This window comes from Micromonospora sp. NPDC006766 (assembly GCF_040636055.1).
GTDB lineage: Bacteria > Actinomycetota > Actinomycetes > Mycobacteriales > Micromonosporaceae > Micromonospora.
In genome coordinates, this window is the sequence record NZ_JBEYIX010000011.1 from 1 (window position 1) to 21876 (window position 21876).

General features: G+C 71.7%; 16 protein-coding genes. 3 read left to right on the top strand and 13 right to left on the bottom strand.

The window, feature by feature from the left end; all coding sequences use genetic code 11:
- Nucleotides 1-111 precede the first annotated feature (111 nt).
- Complete coding sequence (locus ABZ671_RS13340) at nucleotides 112-1428, top strand: YibE/F family protein (protein WP_357856155.1); 1317 nt, start codon at nucleotides 112-114, stop codon at nucleotides 1426-1428.
- 33 nt (nucleotides 1429-1461) lie between these two features.
- Here ABZ671_RS13340 and ABZ671_RS13345 read toward each other — a convergent pair whose 3' ends face one another.
- Nucleotides 1462-2589, bottom strand: a complete 1128-nt coding sequence (locus ABZ671_RS13345) for an FUSC family protein (RefSeq protein WP_357856158.1) — start codon at nucleotides 2587-2589, stop codon at nucleotides 1462-1464.
- Between the two features lie 214 nt (nucleotides 2590-2803).
- Here ABZ671_RS13345 and ABZ671_RS13350 point away from each other — a divergent pair, with 214 nt between their 5' ends.
- Together ABZ671_RS13350 and ABZ671_RS13355 are read left to right on the top strand one after the other, a co-directional pair.
- On the top strand, nucleotides 2804-4747 hold the full coding sequence (locus ABZ671_RS13350) for a protein kinase (RefSeq protein WP_357856161.1): 1944 nt from the start codon (nucleotides 2804-2806) through the stop codon (nucleotides 4745-4747).
- A 2-nt stretch (nucleotides 4748-4749) separates the two neighbouring features.
- Nucleotides 4750-9081 (top strand): FtsK/SpoIIIE domain-containing protein, encoded by a 4332-nt coding sequence (locus ABZ671_RS13355; RefSeq protein WP_357856164.1) that lies wholly within the window; start codon nucleotides 4750-4752, stop codon nucleotides 9079-9081.
- Here the strand turns inward: ABZ671_RS13355 and ABZ671_RS13360 are convergent, their stop codons facing one another.
- The 12 genes from ABZ671_RS13360 to ABZ671_RS13415 all read right to left on the bottom strand — a co-directional run bounded on the left by ABZ671_RS13360 (nucleotide 9082) and on the right by ABZ671_RS13415 (nucleotide 21775).
- Nucleotides 9082-9552 (bottom strand): hypothetical protein, encoded by a 471-nt coding sequence (locus ABZ671_RS13360; protein ID WP_357856167.1) that lies wholly within the window; start codon nucleotides 9550-9552, stop codon nucleotides 9082-9084.
- Entirely contained in the window at nucleotides 9543-11300 is a 1758-nt protein-coding gene (locus ABZ671_RS13365) for a hypothetical protein (protein ID WP_357856170.1), read from the bottom strand. The genes ABZ671_RS13360 and ABZ671_RS13365 overlap by 10 nt, the downstream gene beginning before the upstream one ends.
- Nucleotides 11297-11539, bottom strand: a complete 243-nt coding sequence (locus ABZ671_RS13370) for a hypothetical protein (protein WP_357856173.1) — start codon at nucleotides 11537-11539, stop codon at nucleotides 11297-11299. Before ABZ671_RS13370 ends, ABZ671_RS13365 begins: the two co-directional genes overlap by 4 nt.
- 9 nt (nucleotides 11540-11548) lie before the next feature.
- Nucleotides 11549-11812 carry a WXG100 family type VII secretion target gene (locus tag ABZ671_RS13375; protein WP_141721382.1) on the bottom strand — a complete coding sequence of 88 codons (264 nt, stop codon included), beginning with the start codon at nucleotides 11810-11812 and terminating at the stop codon, nucleotides 11549-11551.
- 11 nt (nucleotides 11813-11823) lie between these two features.
- Entirely contained in the window at nucleotides 11824-12618 is a 795-nt protein-coding gene (locus tag ABZ671_RS13380) for a hypothetical protein (protein WP_357856176.1), read from the bottom strand.
- 10 nt (nucleotides 12619-12628) lie between these two features.
- Nucleotides 12629-14503: a hypothetical protein gene (locus tag ABZ671_RS13385; protein WP_357856179.1), complete on the bottom strand. Its 1875-nt coding sequence runs from the start codon at nucleotides 14501-14503 to the stop codon at nucleotides 12629-12631.
- A gap of 2 nt (nucleotides 14504-14505) precedes the next feature.
- Nucleotides 14506-15087: a LemA family protein gene (locus ABZ671_RS13390; RefSeq protein ID WP_357856182.1), complete on the bottom strand. Its 582-nt coding sequence runs from the start codon at nucleotides 15085-15087 to the stop codon at nucleotides 14506-14508.
- Nucleotides 15088-15288: 201 nt separating this feature from the next.
- Nucleotides 15289-17763, bottom strand: a complete 2475-nt coding sequence (locus ABZ671_RS13395; protein WP_357856185.1) for a M14 family zinc carboxypeptidase — start codon at nucleotides 17761-17763, stop codon at nucleotides 15289-15291.
- A gap of 241 nt (nucleotides 17764-18004) precedes the next feature.
- Nucleotides 18005-18838, bottom strand: a complete 834-nt coding sequence (locus ABZ671_RS13400) for a phosphatase PAP2 family protein (protein WP_357856188.1) — start codon at nucleotides 18836-18838, stop codon at nucleotides 18005-18007.
- Between the two features lie 75 nt (nucleotides 18839-18913).
- On the bottom strand, nucleotides 18914-20368 hold the full coding sequence (locus tag ABZ671_RS13405) for an MFS transporter (protein WP_357856191.1): 1455 nt from the start codon (nucleotides 20366-20368) through the stop codon (nucleotides 18914-18916).
- 94 nt (nucleotides 20369-20462) lie between these two features.
- A complete protein-coding gene (locus tag ABZ671_RS13410; protein WP_357856193.1) occupies nucleotides 20463-20945 on the bottom strand; it encodes an SRPBCC family protein in 483 nt (160 codons plus the stop codon).
- Nucleotides 20945-21775, bottom strand: a complete 831-nt coding sequence (locus ABZ671_RS13415; RefSeq protein WP_357856196.1) for an enoyl-CoA hydratase-related protein — start codon at nucleotides 21773-21775, stop codon at nucleotides 20945-20947. Before ABZ671_RS13415 ends, ABZ671_RS13410 begins: the two co-directional genes overlap by 1 nt.
- Nucleotides 21776-21876 lie beyond the last annotated feature (101 nt).

Genomic DNA, 21876 nt, shown 5'->3' on the forward strand with positions numbered 1-21876 from the left:
GACCCGGCTGGTAGAGCAGCCGCCGCCACGGCCGTACCGTCAGGACCGCGACCCCGTCGGCGGCCACGCCTCCCTCAACCCCACCTGACCCCACCCAGGCCGGAGCCGTACATGCATTCCCACCACCACACCGACGGTCGGCCCGCAGACGCGCCCGCCCCGGGTGCCGCCTCGACCGATCCGGCGAGCCGACGCCGGGCCCTCGTACTCCTGACGCTGATCCTGGTTCCCCTGGCGCTCGCGACCGCGCTGGGCATGGTGCTGCTCTGGCCCAGGGCCGATCAGGTCTCCTCGGCCGGCCCCAGCACGGATACCCGGAACCTCAGCTATCCGGAGGCGACCGTCGTGGCGATCGCCCCGTACGAATGCCCCGTCGCCAACCGACGCCCGGACGAAAACGGGAACATCCCGGTGACGACCTGTGCCACCGTGCAGGCCCGGCTGGAGACCGGACCGGAACGGGATGGCATCGTCACCGTCGACGTGCCGGCCGAGTCCCTGCGCACCGGTCTGAAGACCGGGGACCGGATCAAGGTGGTCCGGATCTTCAACCACCAGAGCGGGCCGGCGGTGTACGCCTTCCACGACTACGCGCGGAACCTGCCACTCGCTCTCCTCGCCGCCGCGTACGCCCTGGTGGTGGTCGGGGTGGCCCGGCTGCGCGGCCTACGGGCGCTGATCGGCCTGGGCATCGCCGGCCTGATCATCGTCAAGTTCATGCTGCCCGCGCTGCTGGTCGGCAGCTCCGGGCTGCTCGTCGGGGTGGTCGGCGCCGCGGCCATCATGTTCGTCGTTCTCTATCTGGCCCACGGCTTCTCGACCCGGACCACCACCGCCCTGGTCGGCACCCTCTTCGGGCTGCTGGCCACCGCCGGCCTCGGCGTCTGGGCCGCTGGGGCCGCGCACCTGACCGGTCTCGGCGACCGCGACGGAATCACCCTCGCGGTGCTCAACCATCAGGTCAACATGACCGACATCGTGCTCTGCGGAATCATCGTGGCGGGGCTCGGCGTGCTCAACGACGTCACCATCACCCAGTCGTCGGCGGTCTGGGAACTGTACGAGCTGGCGCCGCGGACCCCGGCCCGAAAACTGTTCGGCAGCGCGATGCGGATCGGTCGAGATCATATCGCCTCGACGGTCTACACCATCGCCTTCGCCTATGCCGGCGCCGCATTGCCGATCATGCTGCTGGTCAACGTCTACGACCGGCCGATTCTCGCCGTACTGAGCAGCGCGCAGATCGCCGAGGAGATCGTTCGCACCCTGGTCGCCTCCATCGGCCTCGTGCTCGCCATCCCGCTGACCACCCTGGTGGCCGTGGCGGTGGTGAAGGCGGTCGGGCGCCCCGCCCCGCCGCCCGAGGCGCCCGGCGACCCGCAACCGAAGCCGGAGGCCGTCGGCACCGAGACCGTACCCGCCCACTGAGCCCGCAGCCGACCAGCGCCAGGTGACGCCCACCTACCGGCCGTCATCAGGTGCGGTGGCGGCGTCGCGGACAAGGTGGTTGGCCTCCTGGGGACTGACGTCGGTGGCGCGGAGCAGGTCGCTGGCAGCGCTGCGGATCTGCAGGATGACGGTCCCGCCGAACGTGCCGATCTGCTGTCTGCTGGCCTGTCCGGCCAGTCGTGCGGCGTCCAGGACGCTCTGGCGGGGCCGCCCGGTCGCCCGGCCGGTGCTGGTGTCCCGATAGAGGTGGGTCAGGGCGTCGCCGAGGGCGTCGACGGCCTGATGCAGTGGGGGCGGGACGGGTTCGTGGTACTGGAGCAGGGTGGCGACCCGGCGGGCCATCACCCTGACGTCAGTGGTAAAGGCGGCGAGTCGGTCGAGTGCCATCCGGTAGTGCCGGTAGCGGTCGCGCCGTCGGCGCCACCAGGGGGCGATCGTCACGGTTTCCTCCGCGGCCCGCAGGGCGTCGTCGAGGCGGGTGGTGTCGGTGGTGACGGTGGTGTTGAACCGCTCCAACGCCCGCATGGCCGTGTCCTGGTCGCCGGCGGCCAGGGCCCGCGCGGTGGTGTGGATGGCGTCGGCGAGGTTGGTGAAGAACGGACTGGCCGCCCGGTCGACGGCCCGCAACGGGTCGAGGGGCAGCAGCAGTGCCACGGTGAGGAAGCCGATCGACGCACCCACTGCGGCGTCGATGATCCGGGGTAGCCCGAGATTTCGTTGGTTCCCCGCGAGCGTGGCGAACAGGGTGGCCGTGGCGCCGGCCTGACTGACCAGGGCGCCACTGCGGCCGGCCACCAGCAGGCCGAGCGCGATGGAACAGAAAACGACCACGCCGATCTGCCACGCTCCGGTGCCGACCAGGTAGAGCAGGGCGTCGGCCACGCTGATGCCCAGCCCTACGCCGATGAGCAGTTCCATCGTCTGTCTGGCGCGTTGCCCGGCGGCGGAGGCGATGGTGGCGAGCGCGGCGATCGGCGCGAAGACCGGCGCGTCGCGGCCGAGGTAGTCCTTGGCGATGATCCACGCGACCGTCGTGGCGAACCCGCCCTGGACGGCGATGACCAGAATCGCCACCAACTGCCGGCGGCCCAGGAACCGCCGCGCGGCCGGCAGCAATCGTGCCGGACCGTAGCTTCCCACCGAGTGGCCCGGTCCCCGGTCACGGCTGTCCGGAGACGCCATGCCCATGCTTTCCCGCTGATGCTGGAGATACTCCCGGCGCGCACCGGAAATCCAAAAGGTGACCAGGTCGAGGGTTGACGTGTGCCCGACCGGGCCTTGAAAACCGCCGGGCTGCGCCGCCACCATGATCCGACAAAGTCCGCGCAACGGTGTAGGCGAACAGGGGCATCCGGTGAGTGATGTCAGCATTCCCGGCTACGACGACTTTCGGCTGCTTGGCCGGGGCGGCTTCTCCGCCGTCTACGCCGCTCGGCAGGTCGACTACGACCGCCGGGTCGCCGTCAAGGTGCTCGACGTCGGCATCAACGACGAGGGGCTGCGCCGCAGGCTGCAGCGCGAGCGGGCGGCCACGGGCCGGTTGACCGGCCATCCGAACATCGTGACGATCCTGGATTCGGGGTTCCTGGCCGATGGGCGGCCGTTCCTGACGATGGCGCTGTGCCCCCAGGGGTCACTGGCGGACCGCGTCGCCCGCGAGGGCCCGCTCCCGCTCGCCGACGTCCTGCACGTCGGGGTGACGATCGCGGGTGCGTTGGAGACCGCGCACCGGGTCGACATCATCCACCGCGACATCAAGCCGGAGAACATCCTCATCACCGCGATCGGTGAACCGGCCCTCGCCGACTTCGGCATCGCGACCGTCACGGATCACCGGTCCATGACACGCAACACGCAGGCGTACACGCCGAATCATGCTCCGCCGGAGGTGCTGCGGGGGGAGCCTGCGGGCGTCGCCGCCGACGTCTACAACCTCGGTTCCACGCTGTATCAGCTGCTGGCAGGGCATCCACCGTTCGCCATGTCAGGCTCGGCGGGGCTCGCCGTCTTCGTTGACAAGGTGCTCAACTCCGAAGCCCCGCCGCCCCGCGACGACCTGCCGGAGTCGCTGTTGGGCGTGCTGCGCCGAGCGATGGCCAAAGCCGCCACCGACCGGTACGCCACCGCCGCGGAATTCGGGGAGGCGCTGCGCGGCGTACAACAGGAACTGGGTCTGCGGGTGGACAACCTGCCGGTGATGGCGCCGGCCACGCCGGACACACCGCCACCACCGCCGGCCCCAGCGGCGACGATCCTGCCGCCGGCCCCGACCATTCCGCCGCCGGTCGGTGGCGGGACGCCGCCTGCGGGTTCGGCGGGCCCCGCCGCGACGGTCCTTCCCCCGCCACCGGGGATGACGTTCGCGGCCGCCCCGGCAGCGGGAGCGGCGACCCGGCTCGGGAGCCCGCCCCCCACGCCACCGGCACCGCCGCCACCGGCTCCGGCGGCTCCGGCGGCTCCGGCGGCTCCCCCGCCGAAGAAACGCCGAGGCCTGCTGATCGCGGTCCTTGTCGTCGCGCTCGCGGCGCTGCTCGGCACCGGCGGGTACGCCGCCATGACCCTCGCCGGCAAGCCCGACGACAAGGGCACGCCGCAGGTCACGGCCAGCGGCGACACCGCACCCGCGCCCAGCGACGCGCCCAGCGGCAGCAGTGAGCCCACGCCCGGTGCCTCGTCCGCGGCCCCGACCACCGGGTCGGCCCCGCAGTCGCAGGCCCCGGCACCGGTGACCAAGCCGACCGGCCCCGCGATGACCAGCATCGTCCTCAAAAACATCACCTGCGCGCTCAACCCGGACGGATCATGGGAGGGGCAGTTCGACGTCTCGTGGAAGGCCGTCCGCGCCGACAACGTGCAGCTGTACGGCCCGACGGCGAGCGCGTTCCTGGGCGGGTTCGACGGCGCCTCGGGCGAGGCGACCTTCGCCTTCCCGTGCACGTCGAACGGCACCTTCCTGCTCCACGCCGTCCCACAGTTGGGGCAGACTTCGGGGCCGCACAAGGACTACCAGGGCCGGTGGCCCGACTCGGCGCGGGTCACGGCCTTCACGGTCAAGAAGCTCGAGTGCGACGGCAGTGCGGCGAATCTCGAGCTGCGGTGGTCGAGCCGGGGCGCCGACGAGGTACGCGTCTACTACAACGGCGACCTGGCCACTTCCCTCGTCGGCCTCTCCGGGGCGGCGAACGGCAGCGGCACCGCCTATTGGACCTGCACGCCCGGGACCAGCTTCTTCCTCCGCGCGGTGGCGTACAAGAACGGCGTACCCGGTGGTTCCCGCGACGCCACCGTGAAGTGGTGATCATGGACTTGTTGTTGACCGTCGTGGACACCACGGCCGCCGAACACGACATCCGCCTCGTGGCGGAGCCGAGCGCCGACGCACGCACCCTGCTCGACGCCGTGCACCGCGCGCTGCCGGGCCCGGCCGCCGGCCAGCGCACGTTCCTCGAACGCACCGGCGGCGAGGTCGAGGCCGGGCGTACGCTCGCGGAGCTGGGCGTGCGCATGGGCGACCGACTGCTGCTGACCGGGCCGGTCGCGCCGCCGTGGCTGATGCCGGCGGGGGTGAAGGCCGCCTTCGAGGTTCTCATCACCGGCGGCCCGCAGGCCGGACGGCGTCTGCCGACGGCGGCCGGCGCGGGTATCTACCTCGGACGCGATTCCGCCTGCCAGATCGTCCTGGACGACGTGGAGGTCAGCCGCCGGCACCTGCACATCGGGGCGGGCTCGCGGCAGGTCGCCGTGACCGATCTGGGCTCCAGCAACGGGACGTTCGTCGACGGCAGGCGGATCGAGGGCACCGTCCCGGTCGAGCCGGGGCAGGTCGTCACCGTCGGCACGACCACGCTGACCGTCGCGCGCGGCGGCCCGGCGCCCCCCGACGACGCGACCGCGCGGGACGGCCGGATCACGTTCTCCCGGCCGCCTCGGGTCCAGCGCCCCATCGAGCCGCAGACGCTGACCGTCCCCATCGCCCCGGCTGCCCCGCCGAAGCGGCGCGTCCCGCTCGTCGCCGCCATCGTTCCGGTGCTCCTCGGGGCCGGGATGGCCTTCGTCATGGGCCCGATCATGCTGCTCATGGCGCTCTTCGGCCCGGTGATGCTCGGCGTCGCGGTCTGGGAGGACAAGCGCAGCGGCCGCCGGGACTTCCAGGCCGCGAGCGAGCGGTACACCGCCGAGATGGCGACGGTCAGCGAGCAGGCCGCGCAGGCGTACGCACGGTTGCACGAGGCGCGTCTGGCCGCCGCGCCCAACCCCGCCGACCTCACCGCGAGGGCGCTGCGCCACGCAGCCGACCTGTGGGAACGCCGGGCCGCCGACACCGACTTCCTGACCGTACGCGTCGGAACGGCCGACCTGCCCAGCCATCTGACGCTGCGCCCCGAGTCCGACCGGGAGCCGGACGAGCACGCCGCGGCGCTGATCCGGGCGTACGCGCTGGATCAGGCCGCACCGGTCGACGCGGATCTGCGCACCGTCGGGGTCCTGGGCGTCGCGGGCTCGGAGCGCGACGCGCTGCTGCGGTGGCTGCTTCTCCAGTACGCGATTCTGACCAGCCCGCGCGAGCTGGCGATCGTGGTGCTGGCCTCGTCGCAGGAGTGGGCGTGGACCCGCTGGCTGCCGCACACCGAGACGTTGACGGCCGGGCTGCCGGGGGTACGGACGGTGGCCTTCGACCCGGAGGACGCCCGCGCGGTCCTGCAGATGGTCGACGACCTGGTGCAGCAGCGGCGCATCATCCTGGAGCGGCGGGGTGACCCGGGCGCGTGGCTGCCGAACGTGTTGCTGATCGTGGCGGGCGACGCGGGCGTGCCCCGTTCGGCCCTGTCCCGCGTGCTGGCCGACGGGCCGCAGCTCGGCGTGTACGCCGTCGCGACCGCGCCGACGGCGGAGACACTGCCGGGCGAGTGCCGGGCGATCGTGCGGACCGGGCCGGGCCACGAGACCTCGGTGACCGTCACCCTGACCGGACGGACCATCGGCGACATCGTGGTGGACGGCGTCGCACCGCAACTCGCCGCCGACGTCGCCCGGCGGCTCGCGCCCGTGCAGGACAGTTCCGCCGCGGCGGTCACCGGCGACCTGCCGCGTCAGGTGCTCCTGCTGGACCTGCTCGACCTGCCCGAGCCGGACGGGGCCGGCGTCGTCCGCCGCTGGAGCACCCTGGGCGACGACGGCCTGGGTGCGCCGATCGGCCACGGCCCGCGTGGGCGGTTCACGATCGACCTGCGCCGGGACGGCCCGCACGGCCTGACCGCCGGCACCACCGGCGCGGGCAAGTCCGAGCTGTTGCAGAGCATGATCGGCTCGCTCGCGGCCACGTATCCGGCGAGCCGACTGACGTTCGTCCTGGTGGACTACAAGGGCGGCGCGGCGTTCAAGGACTGCGTGGGACTGCCGCACACCGTGGGCTTCTTCACGGATCTCGACGCCCACCTCGCCCGGCGCGCGCTCATCTCGCTCAACGCCGAGCTGCGCCGCCGCGAGGAGATGCTCCGCGAGCACGGCGTCAAGGACCTCATCGAGCTCGAACAACGCCACCCCCGGCACGCCCCGGCCAACCTCCTCATCGTCATCGACGAGTTCGCGTTCCTGAAGAAGGAACTGCCCGAATTCGTCGCCGGGGTGGTCGACATCGCCCAGCGTGGGCGGTCGCTGGGCGTGCATCTGATGCTCGCGACGCAGCGGCCGGCGGGTGTCATCGACGACAACATCCGCGCCAACACCAACCTGCGCATCGCGCTGCGCGTCGCGGACGAGGGCGACAGCAACGACGTTCTCGACCGGCCCGACGCCGCCCGCATCCCCAAGAGCCTGCCGGGCCGGGGCTACGTGCGGATCGGCCACAGCGACATCAGCCTCGTCCAGAGCGCCTACGCCAACGCGCGCACCTCGGCGGGCGGCCAGGCCGCGCCCACGCTGGTCATGCTCGCGCCGCCCGGCTCCGGCCTGCGGGAACAGCCGGTCGCCCGGGGGTCCAGCGATGCCGGCGACGACCGCCCGACCGACCTGCAGCGTCTCGTCTCGGCGGTCCGCGCGGCCCACCAACTGGCCGGCGTGCCGGATCAGCCGCGACCATGGCTCGACACCCTGGCCGGGCACTACGACGTCGCTTCCCTCCCCGGCGACGGCTTCGCCGTCGCGCTCGGCGTCGTCGACCTACCGCACCGGCAGGCGCAGCAGCCGTGGCTCGTCGACCTCACCGACCTGGGCCATCTGCTCGTCTACGGCACGGCCGGTTCGGGCAAGACCCAAGCCCTGCGTACGCTCGCCGCCGGGCTGAACCGTCTCGACCCCTCCGACGTGCACATCTACGGGGTGGACTTCGCGAGCGGAGGCCTTCGGCCGTTGGCCGCGCTGCCTCAGTGCGGCGGCGTCGTCGGCGCCGACGAGCCCGAGCGGGTTGATCGTCTCTTCGCGATGCTCGACGGGGTGATCGCCGAACGCAAGCGGCTGCTGGGCACCACCGGCTCCTCCTCCATCGCCGAGCACCGGCACAAGACCGGCGAGCGGTTGCCGTTCTACGTCGTGCTGCTCGACGGGTACGCGGCGTTCCACAACACGTACCTCAACGTGGACCGGGGTGAACTCGTCGACACGCTCGCCCGGCAGATCGCCGACGGCCGGTCGGCGGGCGTGGTCTTCGTGATCACCGCCGACCGGCGCAACGCGATCCCGTCCACGCTGTCCGGGGCGATCTCGGCCCGGCTGGTGTTGCGGATGGCCGACGCCGAGGAGTATGCCGCGCTCGGCCTGCCCATGTCGGTCGCCCAGACCGAGCTGCCGCCCGGCCGAGGCTTCTTCGACGGCGACGAGGTGCAGGTCGCGGTGCTCGGGCCGGACGCGTCCGGCGCGGCCCAGGCGGCGGCGCTCGCCGCCCTCGACTCGACCGCATATCCGACCACGCCACCGGCCGTCACGGTCCTGCCCGACTCCGTTCCCCTCACCGACGTGGAGCCGGGGCCGCTGCGCGTACCGGTGGGGGTTTCCGGGGTGACGCACTCGATCGTCGACGTCGACCTCGACGACGTACCCGTCTTCGCGGTCTTCGGACCTGACCGGTCCGGCCGTTCCACGGCGCTGTCCACTGTTGTCCACGGGCTGCAGGGGCGGCTACCGGGGCTGGAGGCGTACCTGCTGGCCCCTCGGCGTACGTCCCTGCTGCGGCTGCCCGGGTGGACCGAGACGGCGGTCGGGCTGGACGCGTGCGACGTGCTCACCGGGCAGTTGCAGGAGTTGGTACGCGAGCGCGCCGCCGGCCCCGGCACACCGTGGCTCGTTGTGATCGACGACGGCGAGGAGATGGCCGACTCGCTGGGCGCGTCCGCGCTGTCCACGCTGGTCCGCCGGGGCCGCGACGCGGGCCTGGTGCTGCTCGCGGCCGCCGGTGTTTACGCGGTGCACCGTTCGTTCGGCGGTTGGCTCACCGACCTGCGCAAGGCCAAGCACGGCCTGCTGCTGCGGCCGGAGGTCGACGTGGACGGTGAGCTGTTCGGGCTGCGCCTGCCGCAGAAGGCGAGCCGCCGTTTCCCGCCCGGCCGCGCCTACCTGGTACGCCGGGGCGACGTGGACTACGTGCAGATCAGCTCGGCGGAAGCAGGCGAACACTCTCCGCAACCGGCTCTGGAATGATCAAGCAAGCTTGAGCGAGGCGAAGATGGCCCGGAAAGTGATCGCGTAGTCGTCGGCGAAGGCGGCCGGGCAGGTCGCGTAGCAGTGGATGAGGTGCTTCGTGCCCTGTCCGGTCAGCAGCGCCGCCTGGGTTTGGAAAAGGGGGAACGCCAGCCGATCGCTGCGGAAGGTGACCGCCGACAGCACCGCGTCGTGCCCGTCGATGGTTTCGTGCCGCCGCCCGTACACCTGCGGGTCGAGCATCTTCGTCCCCTGTGCCGCAGCGGCGGTTTCGACCAGTTCGTCCAGCGTCGCCGCCACCAGTACCCGCGTACTCAACACGACGAGATTCACGGTGAAGTCGGCGGGCGAGCCCGTGTCGACGGCGAACGCCGACGCCGTCGCATGGGGACGTGCCTCCCAGTTGTCCGGGAGGCTCAGCCGGAAGGCCGGCGGGGCCGGTGAGAGGGCACTTGGGTAGATCAGTTCCATGGTGGTCCTCCGACCGGTCCAGCGAGGAAGCGAGCTGCGGCGCTGGTCGCGTTGCTCGCGGCGTCATCGGGTGACGTGACGGCGGCGTATGCCCCGGACAGATCCGGAGCGGCGGGAACGGCCCCGGTTACCTGGCCGACCGTATCGCGTGCGGCGTCCCACGCCTGGGCCAGCACATCGTCGGCCGCGCCGCTGACGGCGTCCACCGCCCCCTGCGCGACCTGCCCGGCGCTGTCGATCGCCCCCTGAGCCGCGGCACCCGCGCTGTCCACGGCGTCGGCGACGGCGCCGAGCGCCGCGTCGGCCGCCGACCTGGCCTGATCGACGACCTGCTGAGCGCCGTCGACCGCATCCTGCGCCGCGCCCGCCGCGTCCCCGAGGGCACCCGCCGCATCGGCAAGACCGCCGGCAGCACCTGCGGCATCGCCGAGCGCCCCCGCATCGCTGAGCGCCCCAGCGCCGTCGAGCAACGAATCCGCCAGCGCGGGGGGATCGAAGAAGTCCGCGACCGCGTCGCCGACGTCGACCGCCGCGTCCGCGATGGACGAGACCGCGTCGCCGACCAGGTCGACCGCGCCTTCCAGCGTGCCGATGGGATCCGTGATGGCATCGCCGATGGCGCCGAAGATCTCTGCGGGCGAGATCGACAGGTCGAGCGAGAAACCGGCGCCGATGCCGAGCGCCGCGCCGACGTCCACCTTGAAGCCGACCTTGTCCCACGACACGGTGCCGCTGCCGCTGACCTCGATGCCGACGCCGACCTTGCCCTCGACGCCGACAGTCGCGCTCCCGGCGCTGCCCCCGATGGTGGCGCCCGCCCCGGCCGAGGCGCCGGCCTCCGCGCCGAGGCCGGCACCCACCGAGACCCCGTCCTTGCCGACGGACACCTCACCGTGGCCGCTCGCGTGCGCACCGGCCTCGGCCTCGGCGTGCCCGCTGGCGTCCCCGACGCCGTCGACGCCGATCGAGCCCTGCGCGCTGGCCTTGGCCTCCGCCGAAGCCTCGGCGCGGGCCGCGGCGCTGACCCCGTCCGGCCCGGCCGACGCGGATGCCTCGACCTCGGCCTGGGCGCGGACCGACGCGTCGGCCTGCCCCTGGGCGTGCACCGGGCCCGCGTCGATACTGCCCTCGGCGTGCGCCGAGGCCTCGACGCCGACGCCGGCCTTGGCGTGCGCGTGGGCGTTGCCCTTCTCGTCGACGCCCGCGTCCGCCTCCCCGTAGGCCCAGCCCCGACCGGCGGCAGAGACGAAGCCGGAACCCGAGACGACACCGCCGTCGAACGAGCCGCGCGCCTGCCAGGAACCGCCGAACCCGGCACGCGCCTCCGCGCTCGCCTGCGGCGGGAGGCTGCCATCGGCGTTGACCCACTGGGTGTCCCACGGCTGCGGCGCCGGCGAGCGCGGGATGAAGCGCAGGATGATCGGGAACGGGAGCAACTCGCCATGAGGGCCTGACGGCGTGGCGGGCGGCGGGGGCGGCGGGTCGGCGGCCGGCGGCTGCCCCTCCTCCGCCTCGATGCCGAGCACATGCTCGGCGAGGTTGTCGTGGTCGGTGGTGATCGCGCCGCCGAGGCTGTCGAGCCCGCCGAGGATCTGCTGATAGGCCGTGAAGAACGCCGGGTCCTCGCCCAGCTCGGCGCTCGCCCGCAGCAGCTCCATCCGGACGTCGGCAAGCTGCTGCAGGGCACCCTGCAGCGTCCGGGTCAACTGCCGAAGATCATCGGTGTTGATGCGTACCCGATCGGTCACGATCCGCCTGCCAGCTCCCGGCCGTGCTGACGCAGCAGGCGGCCGAGGTCGCGTAGCTGCGTGGCGACCCGCACCGCCTCGCCTCGCCGCCCACGCATCGCCTCGCGGAACCGGTCGGCCTTCGCGCACCGCCAGTCCGCGCTGTCGCCCTTGCCGACCAACTGCTGGCCGACGTAATAGACGTCGTCGGCGCGGTTGAGCAGCAGCCGCGCCAACTCCTCGAGCCGCGCCGCATCCATGGCCACGGGTTAGGAGCCGGCCTTCATGAGGGCGTCGCGGCGGCGAGCGATCTCCGCACCCGCCTCGCCCATCTGCTGCTGGAGGCGCTGCAACATGGGCTCGAAGTCGCTCTGCCACGACTCGCGGAAGCGCGACGCGGCCGGCCCCTCCCAGTAGGTGTTGCCGAGCTGGCTGCGGATCGTGCTCAGCACGTCCGCGACCATGCCGGCCTGCCGGTCGAACGTGGCCTTCAGCGCGGCGAGCTGGTCGAGCTCTCCACCGATCATCGGCATGGCGTCTGCTCCTAGCGGTCGAAGGTGAACGAGTGGTAGAGGGCATCGATCAGCTCGACCCCGTCCAGCGGGGCGAGCTGCACTGTCGCATCATCGTCGGGCTCCGCGCCGCGGTCGTCGGCGAGCGGCGTCAACAGCGCGGGCACGAGCCAGTAGCCGCTGCCGGCGGCCCATGCGAGCTCCGCGCCGGTGCGGCCGGCCCCGGTCCGCACCAGGACGCTCACCGCACCCAGGTCACCGCCCGCGAGAGCGGCACCGGCATCCTCCGGTACGCCCACGGCGGCCAGCGCCTCCCGCGCGGTCGCCGCCGAGCGCAGCACGCTCAGTGGAACGTTCACCGGGCCGCCGGCCGGCTTGGGCAGCTTCTCGACCCCGGCCCGCCACACCAATCGGGGCAGCAGGCCGTCGCTGTGGAACGGGGTCAGCCGTACGCCGTCGGACTCGGGCAGCACCTCCACAGCCGCGTCACCCGCGGCCGCGTACCGGATGGGCGGCGCCCACCGGCCACCGGCCGCCCGGTGCAGCTCGACCGTCAGCGCGGGGCGGCACACGACCTGCGTCAGGCGTACCACGGACAGGGGGACGCGTGGCGGGTCGCCGGGCAGGACGACGGCGCGGTCCAGGAGCGACTGCCGTGACGCGGCGAGCGCCTCCTCCCGGCGCCGGCGCGGATACACCGCCACCGACGCGCGCAGGTGACGCGGCACCGGCTCCCCGAGCAGACCGGCGACCTGCATGAAGTCGACGTGGCTGAGCGCGAGCGACTGCTCGACGACCGATTCGCCCGCTGCTGCTCCCGCACTCACGCGCTCACCCTCACTCCTGCGGCAACCGCTGCACGGCCAGCTTGAGCAGGCCGGGAAGCGCCGCTTCGCGGCCCGCGGCGGCCGGCATCAGCGCCACCTGCACAGTGTTGTCGCCGACGCGGGCGAACACCGACTGGGCACGCGCGAACGCGGCGTCGCCGATGCCGGGCAGCGGTGTGCCCTGGCGCGCCGCCCGCCACGTCATCGAGCCGAAGAGGCCGTGTGCCGTGAGCAGCATGAGGACCGGGCCCTCCGGTGTGGAGAACTGCACGAGCCCGCCCGGCCCCGGCGTCCCCTGCACGGTGACCGGTGACGGCCACTGCAGGGCGCTCGCGACCTCCTCCCCGTGCAGCAGCGTGACGTTGCGGGCCGCAGCCGAGACCGGTGCCGCGCTGCCGCCGCCGGGGTGCCGGTTGATCGCGGCGAGAACCAGGTTGTCGGTCGGCACGTCCGGCTGCGGCGCGTGGCTCGTGGCCCGCTCGACGACGTTCACCGCCATGACGCGCCGCGACCAGGGCCGGACGGTCATCTGGATCGTGTCGCCGGTCGCGCAACTGCCCCCCAGCGCCAACGGAAGGGCCCACGCCACGGTGTGGTCGCTCGTGCCGTCGTCGACCGCGAGATAGTAGGTGATCGGCTGCGGTGGGCCACTGTCGTCGCTGCTGGAGGTCTGCGTTCGCCACACGGCGAACCAGAGGACCTGACCGGTCACCGCTCTCGGCGCCGCGAGGTCGGTGATCGTACGCGCGACGGTGTAGCAGCCGCGCAGCAGCAGCAGCACGCCGGCCACGGTGATCAGGGCCGAGGTGAGGCCGGCGAACGGGGCGAAGGCGCTCGCCGACACCGCGTCGATCTGCATCGCGATGTCCACCACGATGTGGCCGTAGCGGGCGATGACGAAGCCGATGACGGCCAGCAGGACGCCGCGGAACACCAGCATCGGTGCGGTTTCCCCGTACCGTCCGCTGTTCGGATAGCGCACCCGTACCCGGTGCCAGGTGCCGCCGAAGGTGGACCACACCCGGGTACGGTCACCCATGCCCATGTCGATGACGGTGCTCGCCGTGCGGGTCGCCCCGAGCGCGGCGCCATAGGCGAGGTAGCGATCCCAGAGCCCGACGGCGGCCGGGGGCAGATCCGCGAACGCGTCGTGCCCGCGCAGCCAGTCACGCACACCCAGCCACCGGCCTGCGGCCTGCCGCCCCGTGGCGGTGTCCCGCTCCCCGTTGTAGCGGCCGGCGTACGTCGACAGCACCGCGAAGCCGACGACGTACGCCCAGAAGATGCCCTCGATGTCGTCGTCGTGCTTGCCCGGCGTACGGATGGCCCAGTGGCCGAAGCCGTAGGTGATTCCGGCCGCGGCGACAGCGGCCACGATCACCAGGAAGACGACGATCGCCGGGCCGAAGCGGCGGCGCGACAGGCCGCGCGCCCGACTGTCCGCGATGACCTCCCTGCGCAGCGCCTTCCACCAGGACTTCGCCGCCTTCGCGTCCCGGAAGGTCATCGCGGTCAGCGGCACCACGCCGTCCATGGCCAGCTCCTTGACCCGCTCGTAGACCCGAGTCTCGTACGCGTTCAGCCCGGTCGGCACGGCGCTCGTCAGGTGGACCGTGGTGTGGTAGGGGTCGTTGTCGGGCTGGCGGAACTCCAGGTAGCCGCGCGCGCCCAGATCCAGCAGCGTCGCCTCGGCGGCGTCCTCGGTGACCTGCCAGCCGGTGCCGAGCAGGCTCGCCACGGCGGGCGGCTCCTCCGGCAGGTCCTGCGAGGGCGGTGCGGCGTGGATGTGGCGCGGCCTGGTGATCGACAGCAGCAACCCGTACGCGCCGAAGAAGAGCGCGAGGGACGCGCCGATGGCACCGATCTCGAGGACGACGGGGCTCATGTTTAGAACCGCACCTGCACCGGGCCGCGCTCGCCCTCGGCCGTCTCGAAGAACTGTCGCGTCTTGAACCCGACCAGGCCGGCGATCAGCACGGTCGGGAAGGTCTGCCCGGCGGTGTTGTAGGTTTGCACAGCCGAGTTGTAGAACTGCCGCGCGTACGCGATCTTGTTTTCGGTGGTGGCGAGCTCGGCCTGCAGGGCCGCGAAGTTCTGGCTGGCCTTGAGGTCCGGGTACGCCTCCGCGACCGCGAAGAGCCGACCGAGGCTCTGGGTGAGCACGTTCTCCGCCTGGGCCCGGGCGGCGGGCTCGGCGTTCGCCGCCGCGACCACCCCGGTACGCGCCGCGGTCACCGCCGCGAGCGTGGTGCTCTCATGCGCGGTGTAGCCCTTGACGGTCTCCACGAGATTCGGAATCAGGTCTGAGCGTCGCTTGAGCTGCACGTCGATCTGGGCCCATGAGGCGTCGACCTGATTGCGCAGTCGTACGATGCGGTTGTAGATCGCGATCGTCCACCCGAGCACAACGACGATCAACAGGCACATCAGCCCGCCGATGACCGCTATGAATCCGCCCGTTTCCGCCACGGGGCTCTCCTTCTATGCGCGTCCATAGACCGTCGCCGGGGAGTGTGCCACCTCGACGCAACGGAGGCATCGAACGTTCGGTGTGGTCCGGCCGCCCAATTCGCCATGCCCCTGGACCAGGCGCGACACTGCCTCGTCAGGGGTGGCCGAAGCCCCCCTGACGAGGCAGTGATCGCGGGATGCCGATCTGGCGTACGTCCGCTACTTGACGATCGTGATCGTTGCCGTGCGGTAGTTGTTGCGCGTGTCGTTCTTCGTCGGGTCGTAGCCCTTCTCGATGTTGCCCGCGGCGTCGATCGAGAACCAGTTGAACGTCGTCGTCTCGGTCAGGTGGAACACCTGCCCAGGCTCCCGGAACTCCGTCGCCTCGTAGCGCGGCGACTCGAGCGTGGGCCGGCTGCCGTCCGTCGTGTAGTAGATCGTGGCCGGCTCGCTGGTCTCGAAGTGCACGTCAACGGACCCGGAGTATTTCCCGGCGCCGGGAACGAGCTCGGACGTCGGCTTCTTGTTGTCCTTGCCCCACTCCGCCGCGATCCGGAACATTTCCATGATGCCGTTGGCGTACTCCATCGTCTCGGCGTGGCCGCTGACGAGCTCCGGGTTGCCCACCCAGGCCGGTTGGAACGAGCCCCCCTGCCAGTTGCCGGTGGCCGGGTTGTAGATCGAGCCGCCGACCTCCCAGCCGAAGGCGTAGATCCCGTAGGTGTGGTAGAGGTCCTCGCGCACGTTGCCCGCGGAGGAGTAGAGAACGTCCGACGAGCCGCCGACGTTCTCCGGCGTGACGACGGTCTCCCGGTGCGCCTTGACCTGAGAGAGAATCCGGGCGGCCGACTGCCAGTAGAACGCCTCGTCACCGAGCGGCGGGCGCGGCGTGGTGATCCGCCCGTTCGCGATGTAGGCGCCGGGCTGCCAGAACAGCTGGCCGCCGTTGGAGTGCACGGACATCATGAACTTGATGTTCCGGTACTTCTCGACCAGCCAGATGATGTTCTTCGACTCGGGCTCGGACAGCTTCTCCGGGCCCTGATAGGTGTCGCTGATGCAGCTGGTCGAGCCGCCCGAGTAGCCGTCGTGCCCCGACCCGACCCGGTAGTTCCGGTTCAGGTCGACGCCCCAGGAGTTACGCCGGGCCGGATCGGCGTCGGCGTCCGCGCAGTGGTTCGTCAGGTTACGGCGCTGCGAGGCGTAGTTGTAGAAGCTGTAGTTCGCCCCGTCGGGGTTGTTCGACAGGATGAGGAAGACGTCGGTGTTGTCGACGATCTTCTTCGTCTCCTTGTCGGTGTCGTAGTTGCGCACCAGACGCTCGGCCGCCTCGAGCGAGGTCGTCGCGGGCACCCACTCGCGGGCGTGGTCCTGCGCCTGGATCAGGACACCCGGCTTCTTGCCGTCGCGGTGCTTGCCGATCCGCAGGACGGGGATCGTGGCCGGGCCACGCGGCACGTCGCCCTCGGGGGCGCCGACGCGCTTCTCGTCGAGGAAGTCGGTCAGGGCCACCGGGGCCGGGGTCGCCTGCACGATGCCGGTGCCCGCGTTGGTGCGATACGGGTGAGCCCGATCGATCAGGCCGCCGGACTGCGTCTTCAGCGCGTTCGCCACCTGCGCCGCGGTGCTCGCGAGCGCCCCGGATGCGTTCTTCGCGAGCAGCACGCGAACGGCCTTGCCGTTGACCTCGACGGCGAGCGGAAGGTTCGCCCCGGGCCGGTTCACGAACTCGACGGTGATGTCGTTGCCGCCCTCGTGGCCCCACGCCGCCGAGCTGACGACGACCGCGGCCTGCCCGGTGCCGCCGATCGTGGCCTGCGCCTTACGCTGGTAGCCGTTCGTCTTGTTTGGCAGGTAGACGATCTCGGCGATCTTCGGGTACTGGCGGGCGATCTCCTCGGCGCGGCGGTAGAGCTGCTGCGGAGTCTTGTAGCCGTCGATGAAGTCCCGCTGGTAGCTGGGGTTGTCCGTCAGCGGCGGCGCGCCGTTCTCGAGCCAGTCTGAGACGTAGCCGGTGGCCACGCCGCCGGTCGAGCTCGTGACCCGGATCTGGCTCGGGCGGGCGGCGAGCTTGAACAGGTTGCGGTGGAACATGTACTGGCCGGAGTCGACGAACCGGCTCATCGTCCGGGCGTAGCCGAACGAGGTACCCGAGCCCGAGTCGTTCTCCAACTGCATCGTGACGAGCGGGTTCGCCTGCTGCCCCTGAGTGGTCCGGGCCTCGACGTAGAGGAAACCCTGGCCCTTGGTGGTAAACCAGTCGGCGCGGGCGATCCGTACCGTGGCCTCCTGGCTGAGCGCCTGGACGGTCTGCAGGCGAGGGGCCTGGAGGCCGCCATCGGCCTCCTCGCTCCAGGCGAAGCCCTCGTCGTCGCCGAGGATCTTGACACCCATCGCCTCGAGTTCGGCGACCTGCTCGGCGGTCAGCACCGCCTCGCCTTCGATGCCGTCCGGCACGCGCGTGAGGCCGTGCTCGAGGTCGAAACCGGCGGCGACGACCTCGTCCAGCATGTCGCTGCCGGTCAGCTGGATGCGTACGAGGCTTGCCGAGTCCGGATCCTCGAGGTGGGATCGGACCGGGCCCGCCGTGGCTGGTCCCGCGGGGTCGGCGCCCGCGGGCGCGGTCGTCATGAGGACGCTCCCCATCAGTGCGGGCAGCGCGAGAAGCGCGATGCGCCGTTGTCTGCGTCGCATTCTCCCCTCCTTCTGCTTGTGACGTCTAATTGGTGACCGACCCTGACGCGCGCCGATCATGTCCATAAAGGACAGTTACATCAGCCCGCGAACAGCGATCCCGGGTACGGCGATGGTCACCGTCGTGAGGCGAATCGGGAGGCCGTGGGCGAGCCGGATTCGGTGAGCGTATGTGCATACGTGACATCGATCGCTGACGTGCCCCGGATTTGAGCATTACTTGAGGCACCTTCGGTGACGCTCACCGCCCGGACCGGGGACGCAGGTCCCGCACGCTCAGATACAGCCGGTGGAGGGTGATGACGAAAGCCAGCCACGCCAGCCCGAGGGTCCAGGCCACCAGCACGTCGGTGAGCCAGTGGTGGCCGAGGAAGACCCGGCTCAGGCCCATGGCGACAGCGAACAACATCGCTACGGCGACGGTGACCGTCCGGGTGTACCACCGCCGCTGGCGCAGGACAAGCAGATAGGCCACGACCCCGGCGATGACCACCGCGTTGAGGGCGTGCCCGCTGGGAAACGACGCGGAGGTCTCGTACGGTGGCACCGCGTCGGCCAGCGGTGGGCGGACCCGCCCGACGAGGGACTTCCCGACGATCGTCATCAGCAGTGACCCGGCGGCGGCCACCGCCATGAGCAGCACGGGACTGACCTGCCGACGGCGGATCGCCAGACCGATCACGGCGACGGCGGCGAGGATCGGCATGACGACCGGACCGCCGAGGGTGGTGAACCCGGTGACCGCCGTGTCGAGCGACGGTGTGCGAGCGGCGATGGCCGCCTGCAGGACCGGCTTGTCAAGGCCTGCGACACCGTCCGCCTCGGCAACCGCTTCATAGATTTCCACCGACGCGGCGGTCAGCGCGACGACGAGCACGACGCCGATCAGCAGGGTCAGTGCCAGCGCCGGGTACCTGCCGACGCGACGTGCCGCCCGACGGGTCAGCGTCACCATGAGCCGGCCGAGCGTGCTCCGCCATGCCGTCAGGTCACGCCAGCCGACGTAGCGGTCGTCCTCGGCCCGGACGGCGTCCCACTCCGGCTGGCGGTCATCGCGGTCGTGGGAGGCGCTCATCTCGTGATCATGCCACCGGCGACTGCCGCCGCCACGGGCGACGGTAAGGACCGGTCTCCGGTGTCCTCTACCCGCCTACCGCCGCTTGCGCGGCAGCGCGCTGAGCAGGGGCGGGGATTCCCAGGCGGGTTCTCCGCGGCCCTGCCAGCGTTCCAGGTCCGGCGTTTCGAGTCGCGGGCGGCCCGACAGGTAGAGCGCGGTGGCGCCGGCGAGCCCGACGGCGGCGATGGCGAGGCAGATCCAGAGCGCATCACGGGTGCCCGACGTCTGGTCACTGCCCAGGGTCGCGGCGAGGAACACGAGGATCGGGGCGGTCAGGAAGGCGGTCACCGCCCGCAGCAGCTCGATCAGGGCGAACACCCGCTGCAGCATGTTCGCCCGCAGGGACAGGCCCGCCAGGAAAAGTGCTGGCGAGACCGCCGCTGCCACGCCCAGCCCGAGCAGGCCGGTGGCCCCCGCGAGGGCGGGACCGATCGCCGGCAGTGTTCCCAGCAGCAGCGCCGCAGTGGCCACCACCATCAGCAGCCCCGCCACGATCAGCAGCGGGGTGAACCGGGTACGGAACAGTGCCGCGAACAGCCCGGCGACGGCGATGGCGGCGATGAACTCGGGGAGGAAGATGAGCGCGGCGGTTACCGGTGTGCTGGCGGTACGCAGCACGACCAGGAGCAGTTCCATGGCGCCGAAGGCGGCGGCGCTGGCGGTGAGCGCGGCGAAGATCCCCGCCAGCGGGACCGAGGTGGCGAGCGCCTTGACCGGCACGAGCGGGTTGGCCAGCCGGTATTCGTAGACGACCAGGTACGCGATCAGGGCGACTCCGACGATGAGAGGGGCCACCGACAGCACGTCAGCGCTCATGCTGGCCTGTAGTCGGCCCGCGCCGTAGAAGGCCGCGCCGCAGCCGGTGACCCCCAGCGTCAGCGCGACGATGTCCCACGGTGCGCTGCGGTCCTGGGGCGGGGTGTCGCGGAAGGTCAGCACGGAGAACAGGAGCGCCAGGCCCGCCACCGCCGCGACGCTCCAGAACAGCACCCGCCAGTTACCGGCGGCGGCCTGCAGTGCGCCGATGGTCGGACCGACGGCCACGGCGCCGAAGATGCACAGGTTCAGGATGCCGGCGCTAACCGGCATCTTGGTCGCCGGCCAGGCGGTGACCAGCGGGGGGACCGCGGCGATCAGCATCAGACTGGTCAGCAGCCCCTGGGCGATGAACGCCGCGATGAACACCGCCGCGTTCGGGGCCCAGGCCGCGAGCATGGACGCGACGAAGAAGCAGACCTCGTAGCCGACGAGCATGCGTCGCGGCGGGAAGTGCATGGCGAACTGCGCGGCCAGCAGAGTGCCGACCGCGTACGCGCCGGCGGACAGGCTCGCCGTCACCACCAACGCGGGGCGGGAAATGCCGAGGCTCGTCGAGATGGCCTCGCCGAGCGGGAGCACGGCCACCGTCAGGACCAGGTACGGGACCAGGGAACAGACCACGAGGGCCACGGCCCCCGGGTAGCTTTCTGCGAGAGGTCCCTGACGCACCCGCGCGCCTTACCCACGGCACACCCGGGTAAACCGAGACCGACCTCATCGGCACCCGGCTCGACGGGTCGCCTGCGGCCGCGCACGGGGTCGGTTAGGCCGTTTCCAGCTCCCGCTTCAGACTGCGCAGGGTTTCCCGCATGCCGTCGCGGTTGACGGTCGGACGATCCCCCGCCACCCGACCGGTAAAGATCCGACCGAGGGCGCGGGCCACCTGGTTGCGCCGGTCCTGCCAGTATTCGGTCACCTGCGTGCCGCCGTCGGTCTCGGTGAAGCGGTAGCCCCAGCGGGCGACCGGCTGGCCGAAGGTGGTCACGTCGAAGGCGAACTCGCGGTTCGGCGTCGCGGTGACGACCCGGCAGGTGGTGAACCAGAGGTACGGGCCCCGCCGGTTCCAGCCGACGAAGCGTCGGGGTTGCCCGCCGTCGCGTCGGGTGACCCAGATCGCGACGCACTCGGGGCTCCACCGGGCGATCCGCCGCACGTCGGCCACCGCCGCGTAGACCGTGGCCACGGACGCCGCGACGGTGATCTGTTCGGCGATCTCCGGGCCGGGCCCGGCAGCCTCCGGGCTCATCAGCTTCTCCAGGGCAGGTGGTCGGGCAGGTCGCTACTGACCCGCCCGGTGAAGACCGGGGCGCGGCGCTGCCGGAAGGAGTCGAAGCCCTCCCGCGCGTCGGGGCTGCGCAGCGCCTCGGCGGAGAGCCGGGAGTCCAGCCGGTGAGCCGGGTACGGCGAGTCCAGGGCGCTGGTGCGGTAGAGCATCTGCCGGATGACCGCCACGGACACCGGCGCAGTGCTGGCGGCGAGAGTCCGCGCGAGCTGGTAGGCCTTGTCGAGCAGGTGCTCCGGCTCGTGGACGCTGTGCACCAGACCGGCGGAGAGCGCCTCGGCCGCGTCGAAGGCCCGCCCGCTGATCATCCAGTCGAGGGCGCGGCCCAGGCCCACCAGACGGGGCAGGAACCAGGTGGACGCGCCTTCGGCGTAGATGCCGCGTCGGCTGAAGACGTACCCGAATCGCGCGTCGGTGGCGGCGAGCCGGTAGTCGGCCGGCAGGATGATGGTGGCGCCCGCGCCGACGGCCGCGCCCCGGATCGCGGCGATGACCGGCTTGTTCATGGCGAAGATGCGCATCGAGCAACGACCCGCCGGCTCCGCCCAGTCGGCGTCCGGGTCGTCGGGGGTGTCGAACTCCGTCAGGGACATGTCCAGCCCGGCGCAGAAGTGTTCCCCCGTGCCGGTGAGGACGACGACCCGGACGTCGTCGTCGTGGTCGGCGCGGTCGAACGCGTGGGCGAGTTCGTCGGCCATGCGCGGGGTGTAGCTGTTGCGCTCCTCGGGGCGGTTCAGCGAGATCGTGGCGATCCGATCGGAGACGGCGTAGGTGATCTCGCAGTACGTGTCCACGCCGGCACCATAGAGCACGGTCAGTGCAAGCAGCTCGGCTGTTCGGCCATCGGCTTCGTCCTGAGTAGACAATTGTTCAGGTGCCTCCGTTCGGGCAGACT

What these genes read in the sequence shown, in the direction of transcription:
- ABZ671_RS13340 (WP_357856155.1), top strand. Translation starts at nt 112, where the DNA reads ATGCATTCCCACCACCACACCGACGGTCGGCCCGCAGACGCGCCCGCC.
- ABZ671_RS13355 (WP_357856164.1), top strand. Translation starts at nt 4,750, where the DNA reads ATGGACTTGTTGTTGACCGTCGTGGACACCACGGCCGCCGAACACGAC.
- ABZ671_RS13360 (WP_357856167.1), bottom strand. Translation starts at nt 9,552, where the DNA reads ATGGAACTGATCTACCCAAGTGCCCTCTCACCGGCCCCGCCGGCCTTC.
- ABZ671_RS13370 (WP_357856173.1), bottom strand. Translation starts at nt 11,539, where the DNA reads ATGGATGCGGCGCGGCTCGAGGAGTTGGCGCGGCTGCTGCTCAACCGC.
- ABZ671_RS13375 (WP_141721382.1), bottom strand. Translation starts at nt 11,812, where the DNA reads ATGCCGATGATCGGTGGAGAGCTCGACCAGCTCGCCGCGCTGAAGGCC.
- ABZ671_RS13385 (WP_357856179.1), bottom strand. Translation starts at nt 14,503, where the DNA reads ATGAGCCCCGTCGTCCTCGAGATCGGTGCCATCGGCGCGTCCCTCGCG.
- ABZ671_RS13395 (WP_357856185.1), bottom strand. Translation starts at nt 17,763, where the DNA reads ATGCGACGCAGACAACGGCGCATCGCGCTTCTCGCGCTGCCCGCACTG.
- ABZ671_RS13400 (WP_357856188.1), bottom strand. Translation starts at nt 18,838, where the DNA reads ATGAGCGCCTCCCACGACCGCGATGACCGCCAGCCGGAGTGGGACGCC.
- ABZ671_RS13410 (WP_357856193.1), bottom strand. Translation starts at nt 20,945, where the DNA reads ATGAGCCCGGAGGCTGCCGGGCCCGGCCCGGAGATCGCCGAACAGATC.